This window comes from Desulfovibrio simplex (assembly GCF_055387835.1).
This window is the reverse complement of the sequence record NZ_AP042377.1, coordinates 3,573,217-3,597,192: the sequence shown is the minus strand read 5'-3', so window position 1 is coordinate 3,597,192 and position 23,976 is coordinate 3,573,217. Positions and strand designations below refer to the sequence as shown.

At 60.3% G+C, this 23,976-nt stretch carries 19 protein-coding genes and 1 riboswitch; of the genes, 10 read left to right on the top strand and 9 right to left on the bottom strand.

All coding sequences use genetic code 11. From position 1 onward, the window contains the following. Window positions 1-58: 58 nt before the first annotated feature. The 4 genes from rpsG to ACZ5DH_RS14590 form a co-directional block, all read right to left on the bottom strand. A complete protein-coding gene (rpsG, locus tag ACZ5DH_RS14605; protein ID WP_464254971.1) occupies window positions 59-529 on the bottom strand; it encodes a 30S ribosomal protein S7 in 471 nt (156 codons plus the stop codon). Window positions 530-645: 116 nt separating this feature from the next. Then, window positions 646-1,017 (bottom strand): 30S ribosomal protein S12, encoded by a 372-nt coding sequence (gene rpsL, locus ACZ5DH_RS14600; protein ID WP_012625691.1) that lies wholly within the window; start codon window positions 1,015-1,017, stop codon window positions 646-648. A 166-nt stretch (window positions 1,018-1,183) separates the two neighbouring features. Continuing rightward, a complete protein-coding gene (locus tag ACZ5DH_RS14595; protein WP_464254970.1) occupies window positions 1,184-1,528 on the bottom strand; it encodes an SMR family transporter in 345 nt (114 codons plus the stop codon). Between the two features lie 478 nt (window positions 1,529-2,006). After that, complete coding sequence (locus ACZ5DH_RS14590; protein ID WP_464254969.1) at window positions 2,007-4,673, bottom strand: valine--tRNA ligase; 2,667 nt, start codon at window positions 4,671-4,673, stop codon at window positions 2,007-2,009. Between the two features lie 95 nt (window positions 4,674-4,768). Here ACZ5DH_RS14590 and ACZ5DH_RS14585 point away from each other — a divergent pair, with 95 nt between their 5' ends. The 6 genes from ACZ5DH_RS14585 to ACZ5DH_RS14560 all read left to right on the top strand — a co-directional run bounded on the left by ACZ5DH_RS14585 (window position 4,769) and on the right by ACZ5DH_RS14560 (window position 10,678). Next, on the top strand, window positions 4,769-6,334 hold the full coding sequence (locus ACZ5DH_RS14585) for a BPL-N domain-containing protein (RefSeq protein WP_464254968.1): 1,566 nt from the start codon (window positions 4,769-4,771) through the stop codon (window positions 6,332-6,334). A 334-nt stretch (window positions 6,335-6,668) separates the two neighbouring features. Beyond that, on the top strand, window positions 6,669-7,361 hold the full coding sequence (gene lipB / locus ACZ5DH_RS14580; protein WP_464254967.1) for a lipoyl(octanoyl) transferase LipB: 693 nt from the start codon (window positions 6,669-6,671) through the stop codon (window positions 7,359-7,361). Window positions 7,362-7,372: 11 nt separating this feature from the next. Further along, window positions 7,373-8,260 (top strand): lipoyl synthase, encoded by an 888-nt coding sequence (gene lipA, locus ACZ5DH_RS14575; protein ID WP_464254966.1) that lies wholly within the window; start codon window positions 7,373-7,375, stop codon window positions 8,258-8,260. A gap of 189 nt (window positions 8,261-8,449) precedes the next feature. Further along, window positions 8,450-8,508, top strand: a riboswitch (Fluoride riboswitch). 249 nt (window positions 8,509-8,757) lie between these two features. Continuing rightward, window positions 8,758-9,147 (top strand): fluoride efflux transporter CrcB, encoded by a 390-nt coding sequence (gene crcB / locus ACZ5DH_RS14570; RefSeq protein WP_464254965.1) that lies wholly within the window; start codon window positions 8,758-8,760, stop codon window positions 9,145-9,147. A 10-nt stretch (window positions 9,148-9,157) separates the two neighbouring features. Beyond that, a complete protein-coding gene (locus tag ACZ5DH_RS14565) occupies window positions 9,158-9,475 on the top strand; it encodes a DUF190 domain-containing protein (protein ID WP_464254964.1) in 318 nt (105 codons plus the stop codon). Window positions 9,476-9,502: 27 nt separating this feature from the next. Then, window positions 9,503-10,678, top strand: a complete 1,176-nt coding sequence (locus tag ACZ5DH_RS14560; protein ID WP_464254963.1) for an MFS transporter — start codon at window positions 9,503-9,505, stop codon at window positions 10,676-10,678. 157 nt (window positions 10,679-10,835) lie between these two features. Here the strand turns inward: ACZ5DH_RS14560 and ACZ5DH_RS14555 are convergent, their stop codons facing one another. Both ACZ5DH_RS14555 and ACZ5DH_RS14550 read right to left on the bottom strand, forming a co-directional pair. Then, complete coding sequence (locus ACZ5DH_RS14555; RefSeq protein WP_464254962.1) at window positions 10,836-12,026, bottom strand: mandelate racemase/muconate lactonizing enzyme family protein; 1,191 nt, start codon at window positions 12,024-12,026, stop codon at window positions 10,836-10,838. 21 nt (window positions 12,027-12,047) lie between these two features. Then, window positions 12,048-13,340: an MFS transporter gene (locus tag ACZ5DH_RS14550; protein ID WP_464254961.1), complete on the bottom strand. Its 1,293-nt coding sequence runs from the start codon at window positions 13,338-13,340 to the stop codon at window positions 12,048-12,050. Between the two features lie 228 nt (window positions 13,341-13,568). Between ACZ5DH_RS14550 and ACZ5DH_RS14545 the strand changes: the two genes are divergently transcribed. Next, window positions 13,569-14,528 (top strand): LysR family transcriptional regulator, encoded by a 960-nt coding sequence (locus ACZ5DH_RS14545; protein ID WP_464254960.1) that lies wholly within the window; start codon window positions 13,569-13,571, stop codon window positions 14,526-14,528. 376 nt (window positions 14,529-14,904) lie between these two features. Here ACZ5DH_RS14545 and ACZ5DH_RS14540 read toward each other — a convergent pair whose 3' ends face one another. The 3 genes from ACZ5DH_RS14540 to ACZ5DH_RS14530 form a co-directional block, all read right to left on the bottom strand. Next, window positions 14,905-15,888, bottom strand: coding sequence for an AEC family transporter (locus tag ACZ5DH_RS14540; RefSeq protein ID WP_464254959.1), 984 nt, complete (start codon window positions 15,886-15,888; stop codon window positions 14,905-14,907). 622 nt (window positions 15,889-16,510) lie between these two features. Next, the gene (locus ACZ5DH_RS14535) at window positions 16,511-17,107 is read right to left on the bottom strand and encodes an OmpH family outer membrane protein (RefSeq protein WP_464254958.1); all 597 of its coding nucleotides are present in this window, start codon (window positions 17,105-17,107) and stop codon (window positions 16,511-16,513) included. Window positions 17,108-17,422: 315 nt separating this feature from the next. Continuing rightward, complete coding sequence (locus ACZ5DH_RS14530; RefSeq protein ID WP_464254957.1) at window positions 17,423-18,496, bottom strand: transglycosylase SLT domain-containing protein; 1,074 nt, start codon at window positions 18,494-18,496, stop codon at window positions 17,423-17,425. 493 nt (window positions 18,497-18,989) lie between these two features. Between ACZ5DH_RS14530 and ACZ5DH_RS14525 the strand changes: the two genes are divergently transcribed. The 3 genes from ACZ5DH_RS14525 (at window position 18,990) to ACZ5DH_RS14515 (ending at window position 23,884) form a co-directional block, all read left to right on the top strand. After that, on the top strand, window positions 18,990-20,111 hold the full coding sequence (locus tag ACZ5DH_RS14525) for a hypothetical protein (protein ID WP_464254956.1): 1,122 nt from the start codon (window positions 18,990-18,992) through the stop codon (window positions 20,109-20,111). Window position 20,112: 1 nt separating this feature from the next. Then, window positions 20,113-22,290, top strand: a complete 2,178-nt coding sequence (locus ACZ5DH_RS14520; RefSeq protein ID WP_464254955.1) for a SulP family inorganic anion transporter — start codon at window positions 20,113-20,115, stop codon at window positions 22,288-22,290. Between the two features lie 598 nt (window positions 22,291-22,888). Beyond that, entirely contained in the window at window positions 22,889-23,884 is a 996-nt protein-coding gene (locus tag ACZ5DH_RS14515) for a tRNA dihydrouridine synthase (protein WP_464254954.1), read from the top strand. The last annotated feature ends 92 nt before the right edge of the window (window positions 23,885-23,976 follow it).

Sequence of the window (23,976 nt, the reverse complement as noted above, 5' to 3'; positions counted from 1 at the left end):
GCCGCTTCCTTACGGATGCGGCGTCGGGATACATTCATGAGAAAATCGGGACGGCCTCTTACCAGCGGTAATGCGAGAAGGCCTTGTTGGCATCAGCCATGCGGTGGGTATCTTCGCGTTTTTTCACCGCGCCACCGCGCCCATTGAAAGCATCCAGCAGTTCAGCGGAAAGCTTGGCGGTCATGCCTTTTTCGCCGCGGGAACGAGCGTAGTTGATAAGCCAGCGAATGGACAGGGAAACCTGGCGTTCGGGGCGCACTTCCATAGGCACCTGGTAGGTCGCGCCGCCAACACGGCGAGCCTTGACTTCCATGTGGGGCTTCACATTATCCAGGGCCTTTTCAAAGGCGCGCATGGGATCTTCACCGGTTTTTTCGGCCAGGGTTTCCAGCGAGCTGTAGAAAATCTTTTCAGCGGCGCCCTTCTTGCCGTCATACATGAGCCGGTTCACGACCTTGGTGACGAGACGGCTGGAATAAATCGGATCGGGCAGCACTTCCCTTTTGGGAACAGGACCTTTACGGGGCATGGGGTTTCTCCTTCATGCGGGTTTCGGCGTCACCAACCCCGCAACGCGCCGGCGCTCCGCAGTGGCGGGCAGCCTGGCGCGCCGCATGGCGCACGCCGTATACAAGTGATAAAACCTTATTTGGGGCGTTTGGCGCCGTACTTGGAACGGCTCTTGCGACGATCGGCCACACCGGAGGTATCCAGGGTGCCGCGCACGATGTGGTAACGCACGCCGGGCAAGTCTTTTACACGGCCGCCACGGATGATAACCACAGAGTGTTCCTGAAGGTTGTGACCTTCACCGGGGATGTAAGCCGTCACTTCAATGCCGTTGGTCAGGCGCACACGGGCGACCTTACGCAGAGCGGAGTTAGGCTTTTTAGGGGTGGTGGTGTAAACGCGGGTGCACACGCCACGACGCTGCGGGCAGGCCTGCAGGGCGGGGGTCTTCTTGCGTTTCAGCACTGCCTTCCGCTCAATGCGGATAAGCTGGTTAATAGTGGGCATTCTTTCTCTCCATATTGGATATTACTCTGAACTAAAACCTTTAAGAGGACAGGTCATAGCCTGCCCGCAAAAAACTGTCAAGAGCGCCCCGGCATTGGAAACGCCGGGCTTTTTCTCTGGCATGCCAGAAAAAATATGTGTTTGCGGCCTGTTGCCGCCGCTCGACCTAATGCGGCATGGAGCCTGAAAAAAAATGTATGACCAGAACTCCCGCCACAATGAGTCCCAGGCCAAGACAGGCGGCCATGTCCAGCGTTTGCCCGAACAGGGCAAGGCCCATGACGGAAACAAGAACAATGCCGACTCCGCTCCAGATGCCGTAGGAGATGCCCATGGGCACAATCTTGAGCACCTGGGCCAGCAGATAGAACGAAACGCCATAGCCAGCCAGGGCGGCCATTGAGGGCACGATCCGGCTCATGCCGTTGGACTGCTTGAGAAAGGCCGTGGCCAGCACCTCAAGCAGAATGGCGCTGCCCAGTTGCACATAGGCTATGCTGGCGGGACTCATACTCTCCTCGTTCACAGGCGGAATCTGCCATATCCAAGGTTACATCATGCTGACGATTCACAGTCTTTTGCCAGGAACCGATCAGCATTGCGCACGCACATTCCCACAAAATTTCGGCGCGCCCGTTCCGGCTCGCAGCAGCGCAAATAAACTTGGCGGATAAACCTTGCGCGGTGCGCTGCCTGAAAGACGCTGCTTCTGCCTGCCCCGCCTCAGATCAGAAACTACTGCGCGCCCACACTCTACCGCGACAAAAGTTTTAGGGGGTGGGGGCGTGGGGGAGGAGACCCTTTTGCAAAAGGGTCCCTCCCCCACAAAGCCTTTCAAACAGCACGCTCCTGACGCCGCAGGCAGCCTGCGCGACCCGCGCAGCCGCGAGGCCGGGCGCGAAAAAGGGATTTTCATCCTGCCAGCCCCGCAAAATACGCGGAAGGCAGCGTTGAAAACCCCTTTTTTACAGCACGGTACGCTGTCGCGATTATTCCTCGCTCAAAGCCTCGGCAAAGCGCGCGCGCAGCGCAACCATCTTGGCCTTGGCGTCCAGCAGCTTTTCGGCGCGTTCACGTTCACGTTCCACAACATCGGCGGGCGCGCGGCTCACAAAACTTTCATTGCTGAGCTTCATGTTGACGCCCACAACGTCCTTTTCAAGCTTGGCCAGTTCCTTGTCCAGACGGGCCAGTTCGCCATTGAGGTCCACAGCGCCGCGCAGGGGCACGATAACCTGGCAGCCTTCAACCACGGCAGAGGCCGAAGCCTTGGGCGCGGACACGTCAACGCCCACGGTGAGGTCTTCCAGACGGGCCAGGGTCAACATGAGATCGCGGTTTTCTTCCAGCAGATTCTGCTGGTCGGCATCCACGGGATGCAGCATAAGGCTGACGCGGTGCGAGGGGCTGATGCCCAATTCCGCCTTGATGGTGCGCACGGCCCCGATGACGCCCTGGACGAGCTCCATACGCGCGGCCTCGGCGGGACGCACGCAGGCCGGACGCGGGACCGGGTACAGTTCGCGGGCCAGATCTGTGGCTTTTTCACCGGCGGGCACGGGCAGGGCGGCCCAGATTTCGGCGGTGACAAAAGGCATGATGGGGTGCAGCAGCAGCAGCGTTTCACGCAGGGCCACCCACAGCACATACTGTGCGGCTGCCTTGCGCTGTTCGTCTTCGCTGTACATGTCGGGCTTGATCAGTTCGAGGTACCAGTCGCAGAACTCGTTCCACAAAAACTTGTAGCCAAGCTGGGCCGCATCGTTGAAGCGGTATTCTGTAAGGGCCAGATCCATTTCCTGCTTGACCGTCTCAAGCCTGTGCAGCAGCCATTGATGGTGCAGCCCCTGAATGTCGCCAAGATCCACGGAGGCCGGGGCTTCTTCAGGCAGGTTCATGAGGGTGAAGCGGGCCGCGTTCCAGAGCTTGTTGACAAAATGGCGGTAGCCTTCGATGCGCTCTTCTGAAAGGCGGATATCACGCCCCATGGCGGCAAAGGCCGTGAGGGTGAAGCGCAGGGAATCGCAGCCGTATTTGTCAATCATTTCCAGAGGATTGATGACATTTCCCGTGGACTTGGACATCTTGCGGCCGGAGGCGTCGCGCACCAGCGCGTGCAGATACACGTCGGCAAAGGGCGGCTTGCCCATGAAATGGATGCCCATCATCATCATGCGGGCCACCCAGAAGAACAGGATGTCAAAACCTGTCACCAGTACGGACGTGGGATACCAGCGGTGCAGTTCCTTGGTGTCCGCGGGCCAGCCCATGGTGGAGAAAGGCCAGAGCGCGGACGAGAACCAGGTGTCCAGCACGTCCTCGTCCTGCTTGAGGTGGGCGCCGGCGCAGTGGGGGCAGGCCTCCGGCGCTTCTTCGGTCACGATAAGCTGGCCGCAGTCCTCGCAGGTCCAGGCGGGGATGCGGTGCCCCCACCATATCTGACGGCTGATGCACCAGTCGCGGATATTGTCCAGCCAGTGATAGTAGGTCTTGAGCCAGTTTTCGGGCAGGATGCGGGTCATGTCGGGCACGGCGTCGCGGGCGGCGGGGGCCATCTTGGTGGCGGCCACAAACCACTGGGTGGACACGTGCGGTTCCACCACCGTATGGCAGCGGTAGCAATGGCCCACGGCGTGGTCCAGTTCTTCAATGCCTTCAAGCTGTCCGGCGGCTTCAATATCGGCCACGATTTTTTCGCGGCAGGCTTCCTTGGTCAGGCCTTCATAAATGCCGGCCTCGGCCTTCATGATGCCGTTTTCGTCAATGGCCTGGATAAAGAGCAGATCGTGCTTTTTGCCGAGCATCCAGTCGTTGTGGTCGTGGCTTGGCGTCACCTTGAGCGCGCCTGTGCCGAACTCGCGGTCCACATAGGCGTCGGCGATGATGGGAATCTCGCGCCCGAGCACCGGCACAAGGGCCGTCCTGCCTATCATGCCGGCATAGCGCTCGTCTTCGGGATGCACGCAGATGGCCGTGTCGCCGGGGATGGTTTCAGGGCGCGTGGTGGCGATGACGATGGAGCCGGAGCCGTCTTTCAGAAGGTAGCGCACCTTCCAGAGCTTGCCCCTGCTCTGCTCGTGTTCCACCTCGTCATCGGCCAGGGCCGTATGGCAACGGGAGCACCAGTTGATGATATAGTCGCCCTTGTAAATGAGGTCTTCATTATACAGCTGCACAAAAACCTTGCGCACGGCGGCGGAAAGCCCTTCGTCCATGGTGAAGCGCAGGCGCGACCAATCCACCGAAGCGCCGAGGGCGCGTATCTGGTCAAGAATGCGGTGGCCGTAATCTTCGCGCCACTCCCACACGCGCTCGATAAAGGCTTCGCGCCCCAGATCCTTGCGACCCTTGCCTTCCTTGGCCAGAGCGCGCTCAACCACGTTCTGCGTGGCAATGCCCGCGTGGTCGGTGCCGGGCACCCAGAGCACGTTTTTGCCCTTCTGGCGGGCATGACGGCAGAGCACGTCGATGAGCGTGACGTTGAGGGCGTGGCCGATGTGCAGCGCGCCGGTGACGTTGGGCGGGGGAATGACTATGGAATAAGGCTCGCCAGGGGCGTCCGGATCAGGCGTGAAGGTCTTGTCTTCTTCCCAGTGTTTGCACCACCGGGCTTCCACGTCATGGGGCTCATAGCCCTTGGGGAGGGTATCCGCCATCTTGCATTCTCCGTAAAAGGCGGCAATAGTGCAGCACTATGCATGCCGCTCAGCCAATCTGTATTTTATGGGATTCGTCCCACATCTGGGGCCTCATGGCCTGGCGCGCTGTGCGCGCGATGGGACTGCCCTGCCGCCTGGTTAAGGGAAAAGAGATAGCCCAAGGCGTCCTTTTAGGCAAGCCGCAGCGTTTTCACGCTTCCGGCGAGGCCCAACAGTCTGCCGCCACAGACAAAAATGCGGCAGATCGCGCCGCCCTGCTGCTGGTTCCCGGCGGCAACGCCCGCCTCAAGGCGGCCGGACTGGGTGATGCGGGAAGGGCCGCCGTGCGCCAATGGATGGAAGCTGGCGGCAACTATCTGGGCTTCTGCGGCGGGGCCGGACTGGCCCTGAGCCATGCCGCGCCCCAGGATGGGCTGGGCATCTGCCCCTGGTCGCGGGCCGGATACCCCGAAAGGCTGCACCACCTCATTTCGGGCCATGCGCAGGTGCGCATGCTTGAAGGCGACGAATTTTCCTTTTGCCCGCAAGCGCGCGGCACGGGCGGCACGGCGAATGGCCCGGCGTATGGCCCAGCGTATGGTATGGACGGCCCAAATGACGCAGGCGGCGCACAGGCGAATCCCCGCGAAGCGACCGACGCCGCAGGCAAGCGCCGCGCCAGTGCGGCGGCTGCGCCAGCCTCTGTGGTCATGAACCCGGCTGCCCCGGCATCTGACACGCCGTCCCGCGCGACGGCCACAGCCGGAAAGTCCGGCCAGTGCCCAAGCCCGCGCCAGAGCCAGCCTCAACAGGACGCCCCCCCCGGCCCCAGCCTGCCCGTTTGGTGGCCTGGGCGCTTTGCCGCTGAAGAAAACACGCCAGTACGGATTCTGGCGTCCTACGATGCGCCCGACGCCGATTTCTGGCTGGCCGACCTGCCCCTGCAGAGCGTGCCGCCGCACATTTTCGAGCAGTGGCAGGCGCTGTACGGCGTCAACCTGTCGGCGGACTTTCTCAAGGGCCAGCCCCTTGTGGTCAGCGGCGACTACGGCCAGGGCCATTATGTGCTGAGCTATTCCCACCTGGAAACCCCGCACAGCCCGGACGCCAACGCATGGCTGGCCCAACTGCTGCAACAGCTTACCGGGCTTGCGCCCTCCCGCGCCGACGTGCCCCTGTGGCAATTGCGCCACCCCTGCCACGCCTGGCCGGAAGGCAGCCGCAGCGGCCCGCTGCTTGCGGCCCTGCGTCACATGCGCGGCCTGCTGGATCTGGCCGTCGAGCACCATCTCTTTTTTGCGCGCACCCACTGGCTGTGGGGCTGGCGCGCCGGACTGCCGGGCGCGGCCTGCAACAACCTGCACGCGGCCCTGTGCACGGCTGCCAGCCTTGCGCCCTCGCCCGCCGCCCTGGCCTACTGGCGGGAGGTGGAGCCGCGCTTCAGCAGGCTGGCCGATCTGTTCGCCGCCGGAGCCGAGGGCTATTTTCTGGCCTGCCGACTGGCCGAAACCCTCCATCCCACACTGCCGGACGCCGTGGACAGACGCGGCCTGGACAACCAGCGGCAGGCGCTTTTCGGCCATCCCATGAGCGGCGGCGGATTGATGGAGGAACTGCTGGACATCACGGAAGAACTGATTTTTCTGTCGCAGGGCGCGACCCCGTGCGACCTCAGGTAGTGCGGCATTTCAGATTCTGCCGGAGGCCGCGCTGTTGATCGCAACCATGCGGACTCAGAGGTCTCTGCCGATTTGCGGACGTCCTTCACGGCCCCGTTTTTTCCGGCACGCCTGACCACGGAACGGCTGACAACAGCACTGCTGACCATACCACAGGCAGGGTCGGCAACAGGCATGCAGAGGCCGACGCGCGGCCCGCGCCATACAGAGCCCCGCCGGTATTCTGCCCGCGCCTGCCCGGCCATATCTGTCGCGGGCGATACAACGCAAGCCGGGCCAATGGCGTACGCTCCTGACCCAGGATTTCTCAGACCCACAACCCCACGGCATGAACATGTTGGCATTTGACCTTGACCGCATCGGCTATCTTGACGCATTCGCCCTGCAAGAGCGGGTACTGGCATGGGTACAGGCGGGCGGAGACGACGTCCTGCTGGTGCTGGAACACCCGCCCACCGTGAGCGTCGGCAAGAATTCCGGCGCGGAAAACGTGCCGCCCCATCTGGAATCCCTGTGCAAGGGGCATGTGGACGTGGTGCGGAGCACCAGGGGCGGCAACGTGACCTGTCATTTCCCCGGTCAGTTGGTGGCCTATCCCCTCATTGACCTGAAAAAGCGCTCCGGCGGCATCCGTGCCTATGTGCACGACCTTGAAGAGGCCGCCATCCGCATGCTGGCGCACTTTGGCGTGACCGCCGCCCGGCGCGAGGGCTTCCCCGGCGTGTGGACAGACGGCAGAAAAATAGCCTCCCTGGGCATTGCCGTAAAAAAATACGTGACCATGCACGGTCTGGCCCTCAACGTGGTCGAAGACCTTTCTCTTTTCAACTTCGTCACTCCCTGCGGACTGGACGGCGTTTCCGCCACGTCCATAGCCAGAGAATCCGCGCAGACCGCGCCGTCTATGGATGCGGTCAAGCGGGCCTTCATCAGGGAGTTTCACGCCGTCTTTTACCCCGCCGCCAGCGGGGAGGCCCCCGTCATGCAGGGGCGCGACAGCCTTATGAAATTGCTTCACAGCGCATAAAGGACAGAAAAGTGAACTGCAAAACTTCCGCCTCCACCACTTGCGGCCCCGGCGCGCAAAAATCCCTGCGCATGCCCCCCTGGCTGCGCCGCCCCCTGGCCTCTGACAAGCGCTTTTTCACCACCACGGGCCTTGTGGACGACCTGGGCCTCTTCACCGTATGCAAGGCCGCCAATTGTCCCAACCGGCAGGAGTGCTACTCTTCCGGCACGGCCACATTTCTGATCCTGGGCGAAATATGCACGCGCAACTGCCGCTTCTGCAACATCCACCCGGGCCAGACCGCCGCTCCCAGCCCTGACGAGCCGGAACGCGTGGCCAAGGCGGCCCGGACTCTGGGACTCAAACATATCGTCATAACCTCGGTCACGCGCGACGACCTGGAAGACGGCGGCGCAGAACATTTCGCCCGCACCATCGCCGCCGTCAGAAGCGCGCTGCCCGCGAGCAGCATTGAGGTGCTCATTCCCGACTTTCAGGGCAATGAAGCGGCGCTGCGCACTGTCATGACCGCCGCGCCCGACATCATCAATCACAATGTGGAAACGCATCCGGCCCTCTACAGCCGCGTGCGGCCCCAGGCCCGCTACGAACAGAGCCTTGAGCTGCTGCGCCGCGTGCACGTGGCGGGCGGCGTGGCCAAGAGCGGCCTTATGGTGGGCCTGGGCGAAACCGACGATCAGGTGCGTCAGGTGGTGGACGATCTGCATGCCGCGGGCTGCTCCATCATCACCATCGGCCAGTACCTGCCGCCCAGCAAGGAGCACCACCCCCTTGACCGCTACGTGACCCCGGAACAGTTTGATGCCTACGCCGCGTACGGAAAATCTCTGGGCATAAAGCATGTGTTTTCCGCTCCGCTGGTGCGCAGCAGCTATCAGGCAGGCAGCTTTATGTAATACTTCGTGGGAGGGAGAATGCTTTGTGGGGGGGAGGGACCCTTTTGTAAAAGGATATCCTCCCCCACTCCCCCACCCTCCAAAACGTTTACTTTTAGGGCAACTTCATTTTGAAATTGCTCTAGTGGCTGCGGGCGCAGGCGCTTGCGCCCACGGGGGAATTGACTTTTTGCGCCAAGCGAATAAGCTTGTCCGAACGGGGATGGAGTTCCCCTTGAACCGCGTTTGCTGATAACTCCTGCCACTGCTTCGGCGTTGTCAGGTATTTTTTGTGATAACCACGCCCAAGGGTGTGGTTATCTTTTTTTTTGGTGCGCGTATTTTTTATCGGAGGATGCCATGTTGCACACAACGACAACCCTTGGAACTTTCGGAATATGTGAAGTCTGCTTTCAGCACGTTTTGTCCGTGCGACCGCCAGCGAAAGCGCAGGTGGGCTGTGCCCGACACAGGAACGTCGTCTCACCACGTCATGATGCCGGAAGGAGCGCCCGCATATGCTGAAGTCCGTCATTGCCATAAGCCTGGGAGCGTCGGCAGGTTCGGTACTGCGCTGGGGGCTGGGGCTCACGCTCAACGCGCTGTTCCCGCCAATCCCCATGGGCACGCTTGCGGCCAACCTCATCGGCGGCTACTGCATCGGCCTGGCCGTCAGCTTTTTTGACTTTTTTCCGACCCTGTCCCCGGAATGGCGGCTCTTGTGCATCACCGGATTTCTGGGCGGGCTCACGACCTTTTCCACATTCTCCGCTGAAGTAACCGCTCTCTTGCAGCAGCAGCGCCTTGTCATGGCAGTGGGCGCAATTGGGCTGCACGTTTTCGGCTCCCTGCTGATGACGCTTCTGGGCATCGCCACGTTTGCCCTGCTCAAAAACCTGCATATTTAGGAGGCCGCCCATGCAAGGCTATCAATTGACGTTCTTCACGCAGCAGACCCGCCTTCACGGCGCTTTGACCATTGCCGAATGGCTGACTGCAGAAGCCAGAAAGCTTGGCATCAGCGGCGTAACCGTAACTGCGGCGCAAAGCGGCTATGGCCGCGACGGCAAATTGCATTCCGCCCACTTTTTCGACCTTGGCACGCAACCTATGGAAGTCACCATGGCTGTAACCACGGAAAAATCAGACCTGCTGTTTGCGAAAATTGCCGCAGAGCGCCTCAAGATTTTTTATGTGAAAACGCCCATTGAATTCGGCGTCACCGGCGAAGAATAGCACCGTTCACGCTGCGGGAACTGGAAAATGATACACGGAATTTTGAACCTGCCGCGCAACATCTGGCTCATTGGCCTGATAAGCCTGTGCAATGACAGCGCGAGCGAGATGTTATACCCGGTCATTCCGCTCTACCTGTCTTCAGTACTGATGGCCGGGCCTCGCGCGCTTGGCATCATTGAAGGGATAGCGGAGGCCACGGCAAGCCTGCTGAAACTGTTTTCAGGGGTCATCATGGACCGCACCCGTACAGCAAAGCCGTGGATTATCCTGGGCTACAGCCTTGCCGGGTTCGGCCGTCCCCTGATCGCCCTTGCCGAAAGCTGGGGCTGGCTTCTGCTCATCCGTTTTGCCGACAGGGTGGGCAAAGGCCTGCGAACTTCCCCACGTGATGCGCTGCTGGCCTCCTGCGCAGCGCCCGGTCAGCGCGGGCTGGCCTTTGGCCTGCATAGAGCCATGGATAACGCGGGAGCGGTTATCGGCCCGCTGTTGGCCTTCGCTCTGTTGTCGTGGGAGGTTCCGCTTGCGCATATCTTCTTGTGGGCCATAGTTCCCGCGCTCATCTGCCTTGTTCTTTCGCTGAAAATACGGGAATCCGCCCCTGCGACGCCCGCTCCAAAGCGCGTTGCCTTTGACTGGCGCCTGGGCGACATGCCCCCGGTATTCAAAAAATACCTTGTGGTTGTCGCCCTTTTTACGCTCGGCAATTCTTCAAACATGTTTCTGCTGCTTCGCGCCAAAGAAGTCGGAATGCCGTCAGAATATGTGCCGCTGCTTTGGGCGGCCGTGTCCGCGGTTGCCATGATTTTTTCCATCCCCCTGTCGGCACTGTCGGACAAGGTCGGACGCATCACGGTATTGGTCTGCGGCTATACGGCATATGCCGTATTTTACTTTGGGATCAGTGCCATAGAAAAAAATACAGGCGTGCTCTTCCTCCTTTTCGGCCTCTACGGCCTGTTTATGGGAGCCACTGAAGGGGTCGAAAAAGCCCTGGTGGTTGATCTGGTGGCAGAAGACCGCCGGGGAACGGCTTTTGGCTGGTTCAACCTGACGACCGGCCTGTTCCTTCTTCCCGCTTCGGTATTATTTGGTTTTTTATACCAGGGCATATCACCAACGTGCGCATTTCTGTTTTCAGGCTGCTGCGCCATTGCCGCAGCCTTGCTGCTTATATTTTTCGTGGCAAACAGGCGTCCATAACCGCCTCAACACAACCAACCGCCTGATCGGCTAGTTCAAAAGAACGCTGCGAGCCTGCGCAGGCAGGCAAAAGCCAGATGGCGCTACAAGGTCGGATGCCCGGCACGGACGCAAGACCGTGCCGGGCATCCTCAGTTTTGACAAAAAAGAGTGCCGCCTATTTTACCGTCACCACAGTGGAAGCTTCCAGGGTTTCCTTTGTAAGTTCCTGACCAAGACCGGGCAGTTCGGGCACCGAGTACATGCCTTTTTCCGGCATATAGTTGTGCACGCAGGTACGGGTATTGGGCTCCAGCAGGGCATAACGGTGCAGCTCATGAATCATGAAGTTGGGAATGGCCGCTTCCATATGCAGAGCCGCCGCCGTGGAAATGGGGCCGCCGCAAACGTGGATCTGTACCGTCACATCGTAAACGTGGGCCATGTCGCAGATTTTTTTCACTTCTGAAACGCCGCCGCAAGTGCAGATATCCGGCTGAATGACGCTCAGCGAGCCGTCTTCAAGAAAGGGTCTGTAGCCCCAGCGCCAGTAGATGCGCTCGCCTGCCGCCAGAGGAATGCCCACATTGTCTGAAATCTTCTTCATCTGTTTGGGGTTCAGGGGCATGGTCGGCTCTTCATAGTAAAGCACGCCCAGCTCTTCAATCATACGGCCGAACTGGATCGCCGGAGTGGTTGACGTGAAGGAGTGCATCTCAACTATAATGTCCACATCCGGCCCTATGGCCTTGCGCATGGCCGCCAGCCTGTCGTAGCCCCTGCGCAGTACGCGGTCTGGCAGAACACCCTGAAGGTCCTGCTGGTTCCACCTGCCCTCGCCGTCCATAGCGATCACGTCCACCTTGATGGCGTCGTAGCCTTCTTCCACAGCGATCAGCGCGGCTTCGGCGTATTGTTCCGGCTCAACCAGCATGGCCTTGTCCTTGCCGTCGCCCCAACCAAACTGGAGCTGGCTGGCATAGGTGCGTATCTTGTCGCGCGTTTTACCGCCAAGAAGCTGATACAGGGGCACGTTGAGCGCTTTGCCCTTGATATCCCACAACGCGATGTCTATGCCGCTCATGGCTGCGGAAAAAATACCGCCGCCGCCCTGCCCCCAGAACGTCTTGCGCAGCATTTTTTCCCATATGGCTTCACTGCGCATGGGATCCATGCCCAGAAGAATGCCCGCCAGATCCCTGGCCACGCCAAAGCCCCCGGATGCCCCCACACCGTAAGCCAGACCAACTTCTCCATACCCGCTGATGCCTTCGTCGGTATTGATCCTTACAACCACCGGACGCCATTTGCTGGTGGCGGACTGAAAATCATTGGCAACGTCAATAATATCAATGCTTGTAATTTTCATATGCGTCTCCTGTGAGCATGCTTAATACTTTTGCAGGGCAAGGATGCCCGCCGCCACCGTTGCCGCCGCGCCGGTGAAGACAAGGCAGAGCAAACCGCCGCCATAGTGGCCGGTGGTGGATATAAAAAAGCCGATCATGGCGGGGGCCAGAGATGCCAGCCCATTGGCCAGACCGTTCATGGTGCCCGAAGCCGTAGACATAGAGGAGGAAGGAATTATGCCCTGAAGCAGGGTCCAGGCCACGGGCGTGCCCATGGTGCAGAAAGCCACTGCCAGGGCCAGCAGCACGGCGGACAGATACTTATGTTCGGTGGTTGCCCCCAGGTACACGCAAATGCCCGCAAAAAACATTGCCGCCATGAGGATAGGCGCGCTTCTGCCCACCTTGTCGGCCAGAACGCCGCTGAATACCTTGAAAATAATGGAAAGCACGAAGGGTAGTGAGGCCAGCCAGCCCATTTCCTGCCAGCTGAAGTTTCTGGCGGTCTTGAGGTAACTTGGCAACCAGGTGATAAGCCCCCAGTACATGCACTGAAGGCAAAGATACCAGAACACCAGCAGCCAGTAGCGGTAATTACCAACAAAACCGCTAAAACGTGCCTTGAGAGGGATGACTTCACCCTTGGGACCGGGCGTGTCCTGCCCCGCTTCAATGAAAGCAAGCTCGGCCTTATTGATGCTCTTGTGCTGGCGGGGAGTATCCGCGGCGTGCCGCCAAAGCAGATAAAGCGGAATCAAACCCAAAACCAGGCAAACCCAGAAATTTGAGCGCCAGCCGAACCCGGCTATCAAATAGGCAAAAAAAGGCATGGCGATGGCTGGCGCCACGGATTGGCCCACGACCCACGCGGCATTGGCACGCCCTCTTTCCTGTTTTGGAAACCAGTTTTTTACGAACACGCTTTGCAGCGGATAGTACGCACCCTCGCCAATGCCAAGCAGCACCCGGCTGGCGACAATCATCGTGAATGTGGAGGCAATGCCGCCCATAAACAGTGATATCGTCCACAGGCCGATGCAGAGCATCATGGATTTGCGCGGTCCAAGATAATCCCCAAGCGGCGACAGCACCACGTTAGCTACGCCGTAAGCTGCCAGAAATACTGACATCATCATGCCGATCTGTACTGGAAGCCCCTTGATGCCCATCTCGATCAAAAATGGATCATCGGCGGCCAGCACCGAAACGTTGACTCTGTCCAGATATGCGATAAAGATACCAATGAACAGGCAAAAAACAATGACAAAACGTTTTTTTGTAGGTATTTCCTGCTGTGACGCACTATGTAAACCAGGCATCACTTCTGTGTTCATGGTTTTCCCCCTATACAATATTTTGTTACCTGCTGATACGCATCAATTATCCCCTGAATAAATAACAACTCTTCCTTTTACACAGACATTACGAAGCATGCCGGCTTAAATTTCTTTGAATATGTCTTAATATGCACTCTACGACTGATGCTGATACTGGTAAAATTGTTTTTAGTTCTCGATTGATAACCTGAAGTTATCAATCGTCAAAAAACAAGAGAAAAATCAATGCAAATGACTTTGCGCCAGATAGAGGCTTTTCTTATGGTTGCTGACCTGCGCAGCTTTACAGCCGCCGGGACGGCGCTTCACATAACGCAAAGCGCGGTAAGCAATCTCATCAAGGAACTGGAAGGCCAGGTAGGAGTGCCGCTTTTTGACAGAACATCGCGTTTTGTCTCCCTGTCGCCTGATGGCCGGGAATTTTACGGACTGGCCCAGAAGGCTTTTCATGAATTTCTGCTGATGGAAAAATATGCTGGCGACCTTTGCAGCCTGCGCGCCGGGCGCGTGCGCATCGTGGGTGCGCCGCTTATTGCCTGCACCTTGTTGCCGCTGCTGCTGGCGCACTTCACGCGGGCGCAGCCCAACATCCGCGTGGAGTTGGTGGATCAGCCCATGGCGCAGGTGCAGTCAAGCATACAGCAGGGAGATGCCGAGGTTGGTTTTGGTCCGGCTCGTCATCCGGAAGCCGGAATAACCGCACAGCATTTTTTTTCCACTCCGGTGAGCATGCTTTCGCGGCCTGATCACCCCCTGGCTGGCCGCTACAGCACCTGGGACGAGGTCAAAAAAGTTCCCATCATCGCTGTGGGCAGGGAGTCCGTCGGTTATATCGCAGCTGACGTAGGCCCGCAGCCGCCTTTTCTCATCGGCCATGTGGTCAACCAGATGCCAACCGCGTTTGCCCTTGCCGCCTCGGGTTGTGGCGTGGCTCTTGCCGGGCGTTTTTCGCTGCTGCTGGCCAGAGGCTACGGGCTTACGGCCACACTGCTGCACGAGCCTGTTTTGCGGCGCAAGATGCAGCTCTATACCCCCGGGCTTCGTAAACTCTCTGACGCGGCGCAGGCCTTTGTCAGCTTTGCCAAGGCGTTTGTTCGCGCCCACGACCCCAACACCCTGGACTCCGACAGCGTTGTCACCCTGGCTCCTGCGCCGGATAACAGCTCGGACGGCCCCGGTCATTGAGGCGTTTTTCATCTTGAAACGCTTTGGGGCACGCCCGCATTGACGCCCGCCGTGCAGGAGCAGGCGCAGCCGCTGCCAGCGCTCCGGCCTCGCTGCGGGCCGGGGCTGACGCATTTCCTCAAAGGGCCGCAAACAAAAAATGTCCGGCAGGCCGGACATTTTTTGCAGACATACTGTGTTTCTTTTTATGCACGCCGCCCGCACAACGCAAAGCTGGCATGCACGCCGCATTCGGCCCTAAAGCATTGTCACATTGCAATTGCCCTGACGGCCGCGCGCGGCCGCTCGCCGTGTGAGCGTGCGCGCGCCTGCGCTTTTACAGGCCATAAGGGACGCGGCATATCCTGTGCGCACACGCACTCTCAAAGGGCGCTGTCTAAAGCATGCCCATGGCATGGAACAGCCACACAAAGCCCGTAAGGGTCAGAATGCTCACGCCATTGGTCACCACGGCTGTGAGGGCAGCCTCTTCCGGCACGGCGCTGTACACCTGTGCGATGACGCTGACCAGCAGGGCCGTCGCCGTGGCGCTGATAAGCACGGGAATGACCAGCCACAGCCCCGTGACGCCCAAGGCATACAGGATGCCCCAGCACAGCAGGGGATGCAGCACCAGCTTGCAGAAGATGAACCATGCCTGCCGGAGCGCCACCCCGCCCTGCGAGCGGCGGGTAGCAATGGCAAGCTTTTGCCGCAGATCAAGCCCCAGGGCCAGCAGCATGCAGGGAGCAGCCGTGTAGCCCACCAGACTTATGGCGCGGTCCATGGGTTCCCACAGGCCCAGTCGCGACATGGAGAGCACCGCGCCCACCAGAGTGGCAAGCAGCAGGGGATTGCCCAGAATGAAAATGCGCGCCAGACTGCCCGCAAAGGTCAGCGGGCTGCCGCCTTTCCAGGCCAGAGAACCGGCCAGGATGTCAAGCCGGGCCTGCGCCAGAATAATGACGACATTGGGCGTGAGGATGGCGAGGCCCGCCACCAGCATGGCTTCGCCGTTGCCGGGCCAGAGGTTGGACACAATGGGCAGCCCCACAAAGGCCGCGTTGCAGGCCGAACAGGAAAACCCGCTGATGACGGCGGGGCCGACACCCCGGCGGCAGAACAGCTTGTCTCCCATATACCCAAGCACATAGACGAACAGCTGCGAGCCGATGAGGCCAAGCCAGAAGCCGCCCCTGGACAGGTCTTCCGGTCTTGCACCGGCCAGCAGGTGCAGGATGAGCAGCGGCAGGGCCACCTTGAGCACGTAGACGCCAAGCACTGGCCCGGCGTTTTCGGGCAAAACGTCGCGCGTCCTCAGCAGCGCGCCAAAGGCAATGATGCAAAATACGGGGATAACTGCAAAAAGTGCGTGAAACATATCAACTCTCAACCATTGCAATACGGTAATTTTTTGGAGCAGATCCATGCTGAACCTGCCCTGGCGTCTCATCGGACAGACGCCAGCCACAAGGCGGCGGGCACAAACATGGTTGTGCCGCCAAACGGCGGGGCGGGGCATTCAGTCCTCAGGCCCATGAACTTTTGGCATATCCATTCCCAAGGGTCAGGCCTTGCCCGTCACAGTGCCTGCTCGCGCAATGAAGACGGCGCTGCCGCCCGCATCCGCAACGCGGCTGTCATGCTCCCCCAAAACGATTCCGTCAAGGGCGCGTGAGACCCAGTGGGCGATGGCTCCAGCTGCGTATACGCCTTCACTGTGGATGGCCGTTCATGCGGCGGGGGCATTGCAACACAAAGACGCCCAAAAGGCTGTGCCGCAGGGCGGCCGTACCCCTGTTTCCATCAGTACGCCGCCGCAAGCAGTGCCAGCATGCTCTGCATGCCGCGCCCTGTCCAGCCCGGCACATAAACGTCACAATATCCGGCTGATTCCAGCCTGCCCCTGCCGTGGCAGAAGCAAAACCCCCGATCCTGAAGACCGGGGGTTTACAGTGTCGCTGGCCGGCATACACCGGCAGCGCAAAAACGCGCTGTGTGTCTTACTTTTTGTCAGCCTTGCCAGCGGGCTTGTCGGCAGGGGCGGCGGGTTTTTCCGCAGCCTTGTCGGCGGGCTTTGACGCTTCGGGGGCAGGGGCGGCAGCGGCATCGCCTTCGGGGGCCATAGGCTTGAAGTCCACCTTCTGCTTGTTCATGGCCGCGATGATATCGGCGGTCACGTCAGCCTTGGGGTCAAAAGAGGCGGCCGCTTCAGAACTGATGATAAGGGCATAGCCCTTTTCAGTGCGGTACGCATTGACGATGCGCTGCATGGTGTCATACAGCACGTTGACCACGTTCTGCTGTTCCACCTGCATACGCTGCTGCGACATCATGTAGACTGTCTGCAGTTCTTTCTGGGCGTCAGCGTCATTGGCGTTCTTTTCAAGGCGTCCCTGAATGGCGTTCAGCTGTTCCTGCATTTCGGCCTGAAGAGCTTCAAGGTGCTTCACCCCGGCCTTTCCGGCTTCGCTGTCACGCATGATGCGCGTCATATCCACGACCGCCAGCTTGGGCTGGGACGTGCCTTCGCCCTGTTGGCAGGCAATAAGCATCAGGCTCAGCAGCAGGGCCAGCGGCATAAAATAACGGATTCGCATGGTAATGGATACTCCTCTCAGAATTGCCGTGTTACGCTGAACAGCCCGCACGGCGGTGTTGCCAATGGTGTACGTTGTTTTTACAGCCACCTCAACCGTTTTTTCCCAACCAATCCCCGTTGGTGCATAAATTTCGACGCAAGGCGCTTCCTCCGGCGCATGACGACAAATCCGGCGCACTGGCGTAAACGGGCACAGGATTTACACGACGTTTCGCCCCAAGGCCCACGGCGCGTCAGGGGCGGCGCGTACCCGCACGGACAGCTTACAATAAAGGGTGGCCGCAGGGATGACGGCAGCACCGCTCACCAGGGCCTATTGCAGCGCGGCGTAGTGCCCCTTCATCCGCGCCACCTTGGCCACATAGGCGCGTGTTTCGGCAACGGGCAGGCGGCGGGTGAGGTCTTCATACAGTTCTTCGGCTGTCATCGCGTTGATGGCATCCACGGCATCCTCATTGGTTTTGCCAAAGAGCCGCAGAAAGCGGTTGGGCCCCATGTTATATGCCGCTACCGCGCAGTATTCGCGCGCGCGCGGATCATACACCCCGGAAAAATAGCGCGTGAGCAGAATATGAAGATAGGTGGTTCCGTAACGGATGTTGACTTCCGGCACGCTGAGTTCGTCAAAACTGATGTCGCCCGTATGTCCGTACAGATACTTGTGCACTTCACCGCTGGCGGTATCCGGCAGTATCTGCATGAGTCCCATGGCCGATTTCTCGCTCACAAGGGTGGTTGAAAAGGAACTTTCGCTGTGGATGATGGCATATACCAGTTCGGTGCTGAGATTATACCGCCTGGCAAAATTTTCCACCAACTGCTGGTAACGGACGGCCCTGGCTGGCAGGCTGCCGTAGCCCAGGCTGTCGTCGTCCGCCGGCGCGCCGTCTTTACCCGTCCGACCCGGACGCGCCCTGCCGTCCGCTCGCGGAGTAAAGGGGCTGTATCCCTCCAGCAGGGTTTCAGCGGCAAGCCAGCGCAGGGGCAGACCCTTGGCGTCCAGGGCGTCGCCGTACTGCGGGGGCTGCACGGCCAGAAGAAAAGGCATGGAGAATCCGTCCAGCGCAAGCAGGGGGGCAAGCTGAACCAGGGAATCCTTGCCACCGGCAAAAAGCTCCTCTGCCTCCGTCCCTGCGGGCAGGGGCGAGACGGCAGTGGCGACCACGGGCGAAACCGCACGGCGCAAAGACCACAGACGCGAACCGTTGCCCCGCGAAACAATGGGGGCAGGCATATCCTCGGGCCGCAGGCTGGCCACCACGGGGCTCACCCGGCGACGCACCTCATACCCTTCTTTCTGGGGCACAAAGCCCGCCAAAAGCCCCAGGAGCAGCAATGCGCCAGCGAGGCAAGAGGCTATGATAAGAAGAGTTCTGTGGGGCTTCATGAGTATTCCTGTGATCTGCGGGCCTTGCCCTTGGACTTTTGGCGTGACTTACACAATGGCTTGACGCGCGCTCCGGAGCGGGGCCGCGTCTGAATCCTGCCCGTGTCCGATATTTTTCCGGCGCGTCATCCGCGCTGCCCGGCGGGCGTCGTTGCCATACACGGCACGGCAACAACGTCGCGGCCGCATTTTTTCTGATGCAAATTTACTGCCATTCAAAAAAACAGACTGATTTTCAAGCAGGTTAAAACCCATCATGAAAATCCTGCGCCAGAATGGTCAAAATAATGAATGCCGTTGACCTGCCGAGCATTCAGGAATATAATTATCAGTCTGCGGCAAGTCCTGCTTTTTTGTCTACAGGACTGCGGGCCATTAAAGCAGACCTGCCTCCCAGCAAATAAAAATCCAGGCGGCTGTGGCGTGAAAGGCCGCAGCCTTTTATATTTCTCTACCGCGGCCATGGCCGCCCTGCGGAAAAACGGAGTACGCGGTGGCACAGCACACCAAAGAAGATATCCGTGAGGAAATCATCCGGCTTCTGAAATACGCCCCGCCAGAAATGCGCGTGGCCGTTCTTGGCCTGTTGCCCGCTACCAAGCGGACCCTCAACCAGGGCTATAAGCCCACCATGCGCGGCGTGCCGCTGCGCAGCTGGCGTTGCCTGCTGCACCTGCTGTCTTCCGTGGCGTCAATGCAAAGCGACACGGAAATGCTGCTGCGCGTTTCCAGCGACCTGCTCGCCATTGCCGACCGTATGGCCCCTCCCGGCGAAGTGCTGCGCCAGAGCGCCGAAATTCTTGTGCATGCCATGCATGCGGAGCTCTATGTCTGCCGTCTGCGCAACAGCAAGGGCGAGTGGGTGGCGCGCTCGGCCAACCATGTGCGCGGAAAATCCATTCCCATCGTGGCCCCCATGCTGGAAGAAAGCCTGCGTGAACACCCGGTCATGAACGCCATTCTGCAAAGGCACACGCGCTACGTTGTTTCCAACAACCTTCAGGCCCTTGAAAAGGGCGGCGACTCCTTTGACTGCATCATCTACAAGGAGGGCTACCGCTCGCGCCTGTCCTTTGTGCTGCGCGAGCGCAACGACAAGCCCCCCTTTGGTCTTGTCATGCTGTACACCACGAGGGAGTATGGCTTTGAGAATTTTGACGAGCGCTTTCTGGGCAAATGCGCGCGCCTTGTATCCCTTACCGTGGGCCGCCGCATAGCCGTTGCCCGCGACACCCTGGAAAAAGCGGCCGGAGCCATGGCCCACTACGGCAACAACGCCCTCAACATCATGCGCAACCAGGCGGAATACTGTGGTGAGCTGGTGGAGGATATCGACGCCAACCAGGCCCGCGCCCTGCGCCTTACGCGCGAACTGATGGCGGAGTTTCCCGAGGATACGCGCGGCCGCATGCTGGCCCTTGAACTGGAGAACGCCCTTGCCCACGCCGACCTCACCGAACTCGCCGGACATCTTGGCGGCGTGCTCGAAGGCACAAGGCGCATGACCCGCATCATCAATTCACTGAAAAAATCCGTGGAACGACCGCGTCTCATGCATTACGCCCTGGGACATGACGTGCTGCGTCTTGAAGACGACCTGCCAAGGGAGGATTAGCATGCGCCTCACGGGCATCTTTCCTTTTCTCACCACGCTTAAAACATATTCACCCCGTGATTTCAGGGCGGACCTCATGGCCGCCGTCACCGTCACGCCCATGGCCGTCCCCCAGGCCATGGCCTACGCCATCATCGCTGGCGTGCACCCACAGTACGGCATATACGCCTGCATGCTGCCCGTGATCCTGGCGGCCCTGTGGGGCTCTTCGCGCTTCATGGCCGCCGGGCCCACCAACGCCATCTCCATGGTGATTTTTTCCACCATGGCCACGGTGAGCGTGGGCGGCGCGCACATCCTCAACCTGCCCGAAGAAGTGCGCATGGCCTATATTTTCGGCCTCGCCCTCTTTTGCGGCCTCATACAGGTGGGCATGGGCATGGCGCGGCTGGGCGACCTTGCCAACTTCATTTCCCATTCGGTCATGGTGGCCTTTACCACTGGCGCGGCCCTGCTTATCGGCATGGGCCAGGTCAAGACGGTTCTTGGCATACCCGGCCCCAAGAAGGCGGGCTTTTTTCACCAGATATTCGACGTGCTGCACGGCTTGCCGCAGGCCAATTACTGGTGCCTGGGGCTGGCGGCCCTGACCATAGTGCTGGCCATAGGCTTCAAGCGCATCTCCCGCCGCTTTCCCGCTTCGCTGGCCGCTCTGGCCGTTGTTACGGCCATTGCATGGTATTTCAAGGTTGACCAGTACGGCGTCCGCCTTGTGGGGGCCATCCCCAACGTCATCCCGCCCCTGTCCGTTCCTCCGGCCTTTGACCTCGCCGCCGTGCGCGATCTCTTCATGCCGGCCCTGGCACTGGCCCTGCTGGGCGCGGTGGAATCCCTGGCCATCGGCAAGCAGCTTGCCAGCGTCAGGAACGACTCCTTTGACGGCAGTCAGGAACTCATTGGACAGGGGCTCGCCAACATGGCCGCGGGCGTCACTTCAGGCATACCGGGCTGCGGCTCGTTCACCCGCAGCGCGCTCATGGTCACATCGGGCGGCCGCACCCGCATGGGCACAGTCTTTTCGGGCGTGCTGGCCCTGCCCATGCTCTTTGTGCTGGCCCCCTTCTTCGCGTGGCTGCCCCTGCCAGCCCTGGGCGGCATCCTGCTCATCATCGCCGCCGGGATGATAGACATCGAGGCCATACGCCTGTGCCTCGTGGCCACGCGCATCGACCGCATCGTGCTGTCAATGACCTTTGCGTCCACACTTATTTTTGACCTTGAAAAGGCCATCTTTATCGGCGTGCTGCTGTCGCTGGTGCTCTTTATCTACAAGACCGCCCACCCGCGCGTGCGGCGGCTGCGCGCCAACGACCCGCTGCTGCGCGATGCCCCCGCCGGACTGCCCGATGGCATTGCCGTCTATGTGATTGAGGGCACGCTTTTTTTCGGCGCCATCCACGAACTGGAGCGCCAGTTGTATGAAGAGGATGAAGAGCCCGCCCGCCTTGTGGTTCTGCACCTGACACGGGTTTTCTGGCTGGACGCTTCCGGGGCCCACGCCCTGTCGCAGTTTGTTGAGCGCTGCTACGCCCGCAGCATCCCCGTCATTCTTGTGGTGGGCAGCCGCTCCGTTCAGCGCATCCTTGAGCGCACCGGCATACTTGACTACCTCAGCAATGGTTTTGTCGCCGAAACCACCAATGACGGACTGCGCCAGGCCGCCGCCCTTCTCAACAGGGTTGCCTGCCGTGACGACGAGTGCGTCTATCCCGTGCCCGGCCTCGCGGCTCCGGCGGCTTCATCCGGCGCTGGAGCGCCCAGGCAGCCGGGAGCCCCTGCAGACCCGTCCACTGGAACCGCCGCCGGCCAAGAGGATGCGCCGCCCGTCATGGAAGCCACGGAAGCCGGGGCCGCCGCCAGCACTGCCCCCACCCAGCTTGACCAGATGCCCCCGGACATCCATGATGCCGATGCGAACCCTGCGGCGCAGCCTCCGAGCACTACGGACGACAGGATGTCCCCTGACGATGCTCGGGCCGGAACGGACGGTTCCGGCGCGGATGTTTCGTACAGCGGCGCGGCCCGTGCCGCCGAAGCGCAGGCCGAGCCCATGTCCGATCAGGTTGCCAAGGCCAGCATAACCATTGTCGGCCCTCGCCCGCCTGCGGCCTTTCCCGGCCCCGACGATCTGCAAGGACCGACTGTGCCCGACACCACACCGCCGACACCGCGAAAATAGCTGGAACATTTTAACCTATTTCAAAGTTAATCTGGTTTAAAAGCAGCGGCATACCGGCGCAGCCGGTGACTTCACGGCGCTTTCACTGGCTGCAATCCGTGGGTTGCATTTACAGATGGCGTCTGTAGATTGCATCCGCGGGTTGCGTTTGTGGACTACAGCCGCTGGCTGCGTGGTTTCGCAACATGTCAGGTGTTTACGAGCCCTCGCCAATGATTATTAGACCAGATTAACTTTGAGAATGGACATTCTCAAAGTTTAAGACACGCATACTTCGGCGCTTAACAGCGCAAATAAATAGCGGTGCTGTCTTCGCGGCAGCCGTTGCCCGCAGGGCTTACGGATGGCGACAGCGATTGTATGGGCAAGCCGTGTCGTTACGCGTGCTGTCTTCAAGCGTAGTTTCCTGCGTCACAACGCTTGAAGCATCCGTAAGCCCTGCGGGCAACGGCTGAAGCTGCGCTTACGCCTTCGCTGCGGGCGCCTGCTCACGCAGTCGCCAGAGCAATTTCAAAGTGAAAATGCTCTAATACAGGGTGCGCTGCCAAGAAGGCACAAGCCCCCATAAACATCTGGCAACGATTCCCGAAGGATTCCCGTGAGCAAGGCCTTTTCTCTGCCCCTCTGTCCCTGCAACCCGCAAACCCTGCCCATCGGCCGCGAGCATCCCTGGCTGGCCCCCCTGGCCGGATACAGCGACCTGCCTTTCCGGCTGCTCTGCCGCGAATACGGAGCCGCCGTCTGCGTGACGGAGATGGTCAGCGCCAAGGGGCTGGTCTATGAAAGCCCCGGCACCAACGAACTTTTGATGAGCCTGCCCGAAGACCAGCCGCTGGTGGTGCAGCTTTTCGGGGCTGAAGCCTCCTTTCTGGGCAGGGCCGTCACCTTGTTGCGCGAGGCCGGGTACGGCTGGTTTGACCTCAACATGGGCTGTTCGGTCTCAAAGGTGCTGCGTCAGGGCGCGGGCGCTGCCATGCTTGGCGATACGGACAATATTCTTGAGGTGGCCCGCGCCATGTTGGCCGCCGCCGGGCCGGGAAGGGTGGGCTTCAAGCTGCGTCTTGGCCTGGACGATGCGCGCCCCGTGTTGCCGGACCTGGCCCTGCGGCTGGAAGATGCCGGAGCCGGCTGGCTTGTGCTGCATCCGCGCACGGCCCGTCAGGGTTTTGGCGGCACGGCCCAGTGGCAGGCCCTGGCCGACCTTGCCCCGCGCCTTTCCATCCCCCTCATGGCCAGCGGCGACCTGTTTACCGCCGCCGACGGCATGGCCTGTCTCGCGCAGACAGGCGTTGCGGGGCTCATGTACGCGCGCGGGGCCATGCACAATCCGGCCATTTTTGCCGAGCACGCGGCCCTGTGCGCGGGCGGCACCCCCCAGACCCAGGACGCGGCTGGCCTCAAGGGCATGATATTGCGGCATATGGAGCTTGCCCGGCTGCACTGCCCCGGTAATGCGGCCGTATGGAAAATGCGCAGCGTGGTGCCGCGCTATGTGCGCGCCCTTCCTGGCGCGCGTGCCCTACGGCAGGAACTTTGCCGCTGCTCGAGCTGGGAAGAACTTGAAGAAGCGCTGGACAGATGCCTGACTGTTTGAGACGCTGCCTTTACGGAATCGTCGATTATGACGGTCAGGGCCGTTGGCCGTTAGAGCATTTCCGCATTGAGAATGAATATTTTCAGTGCAAA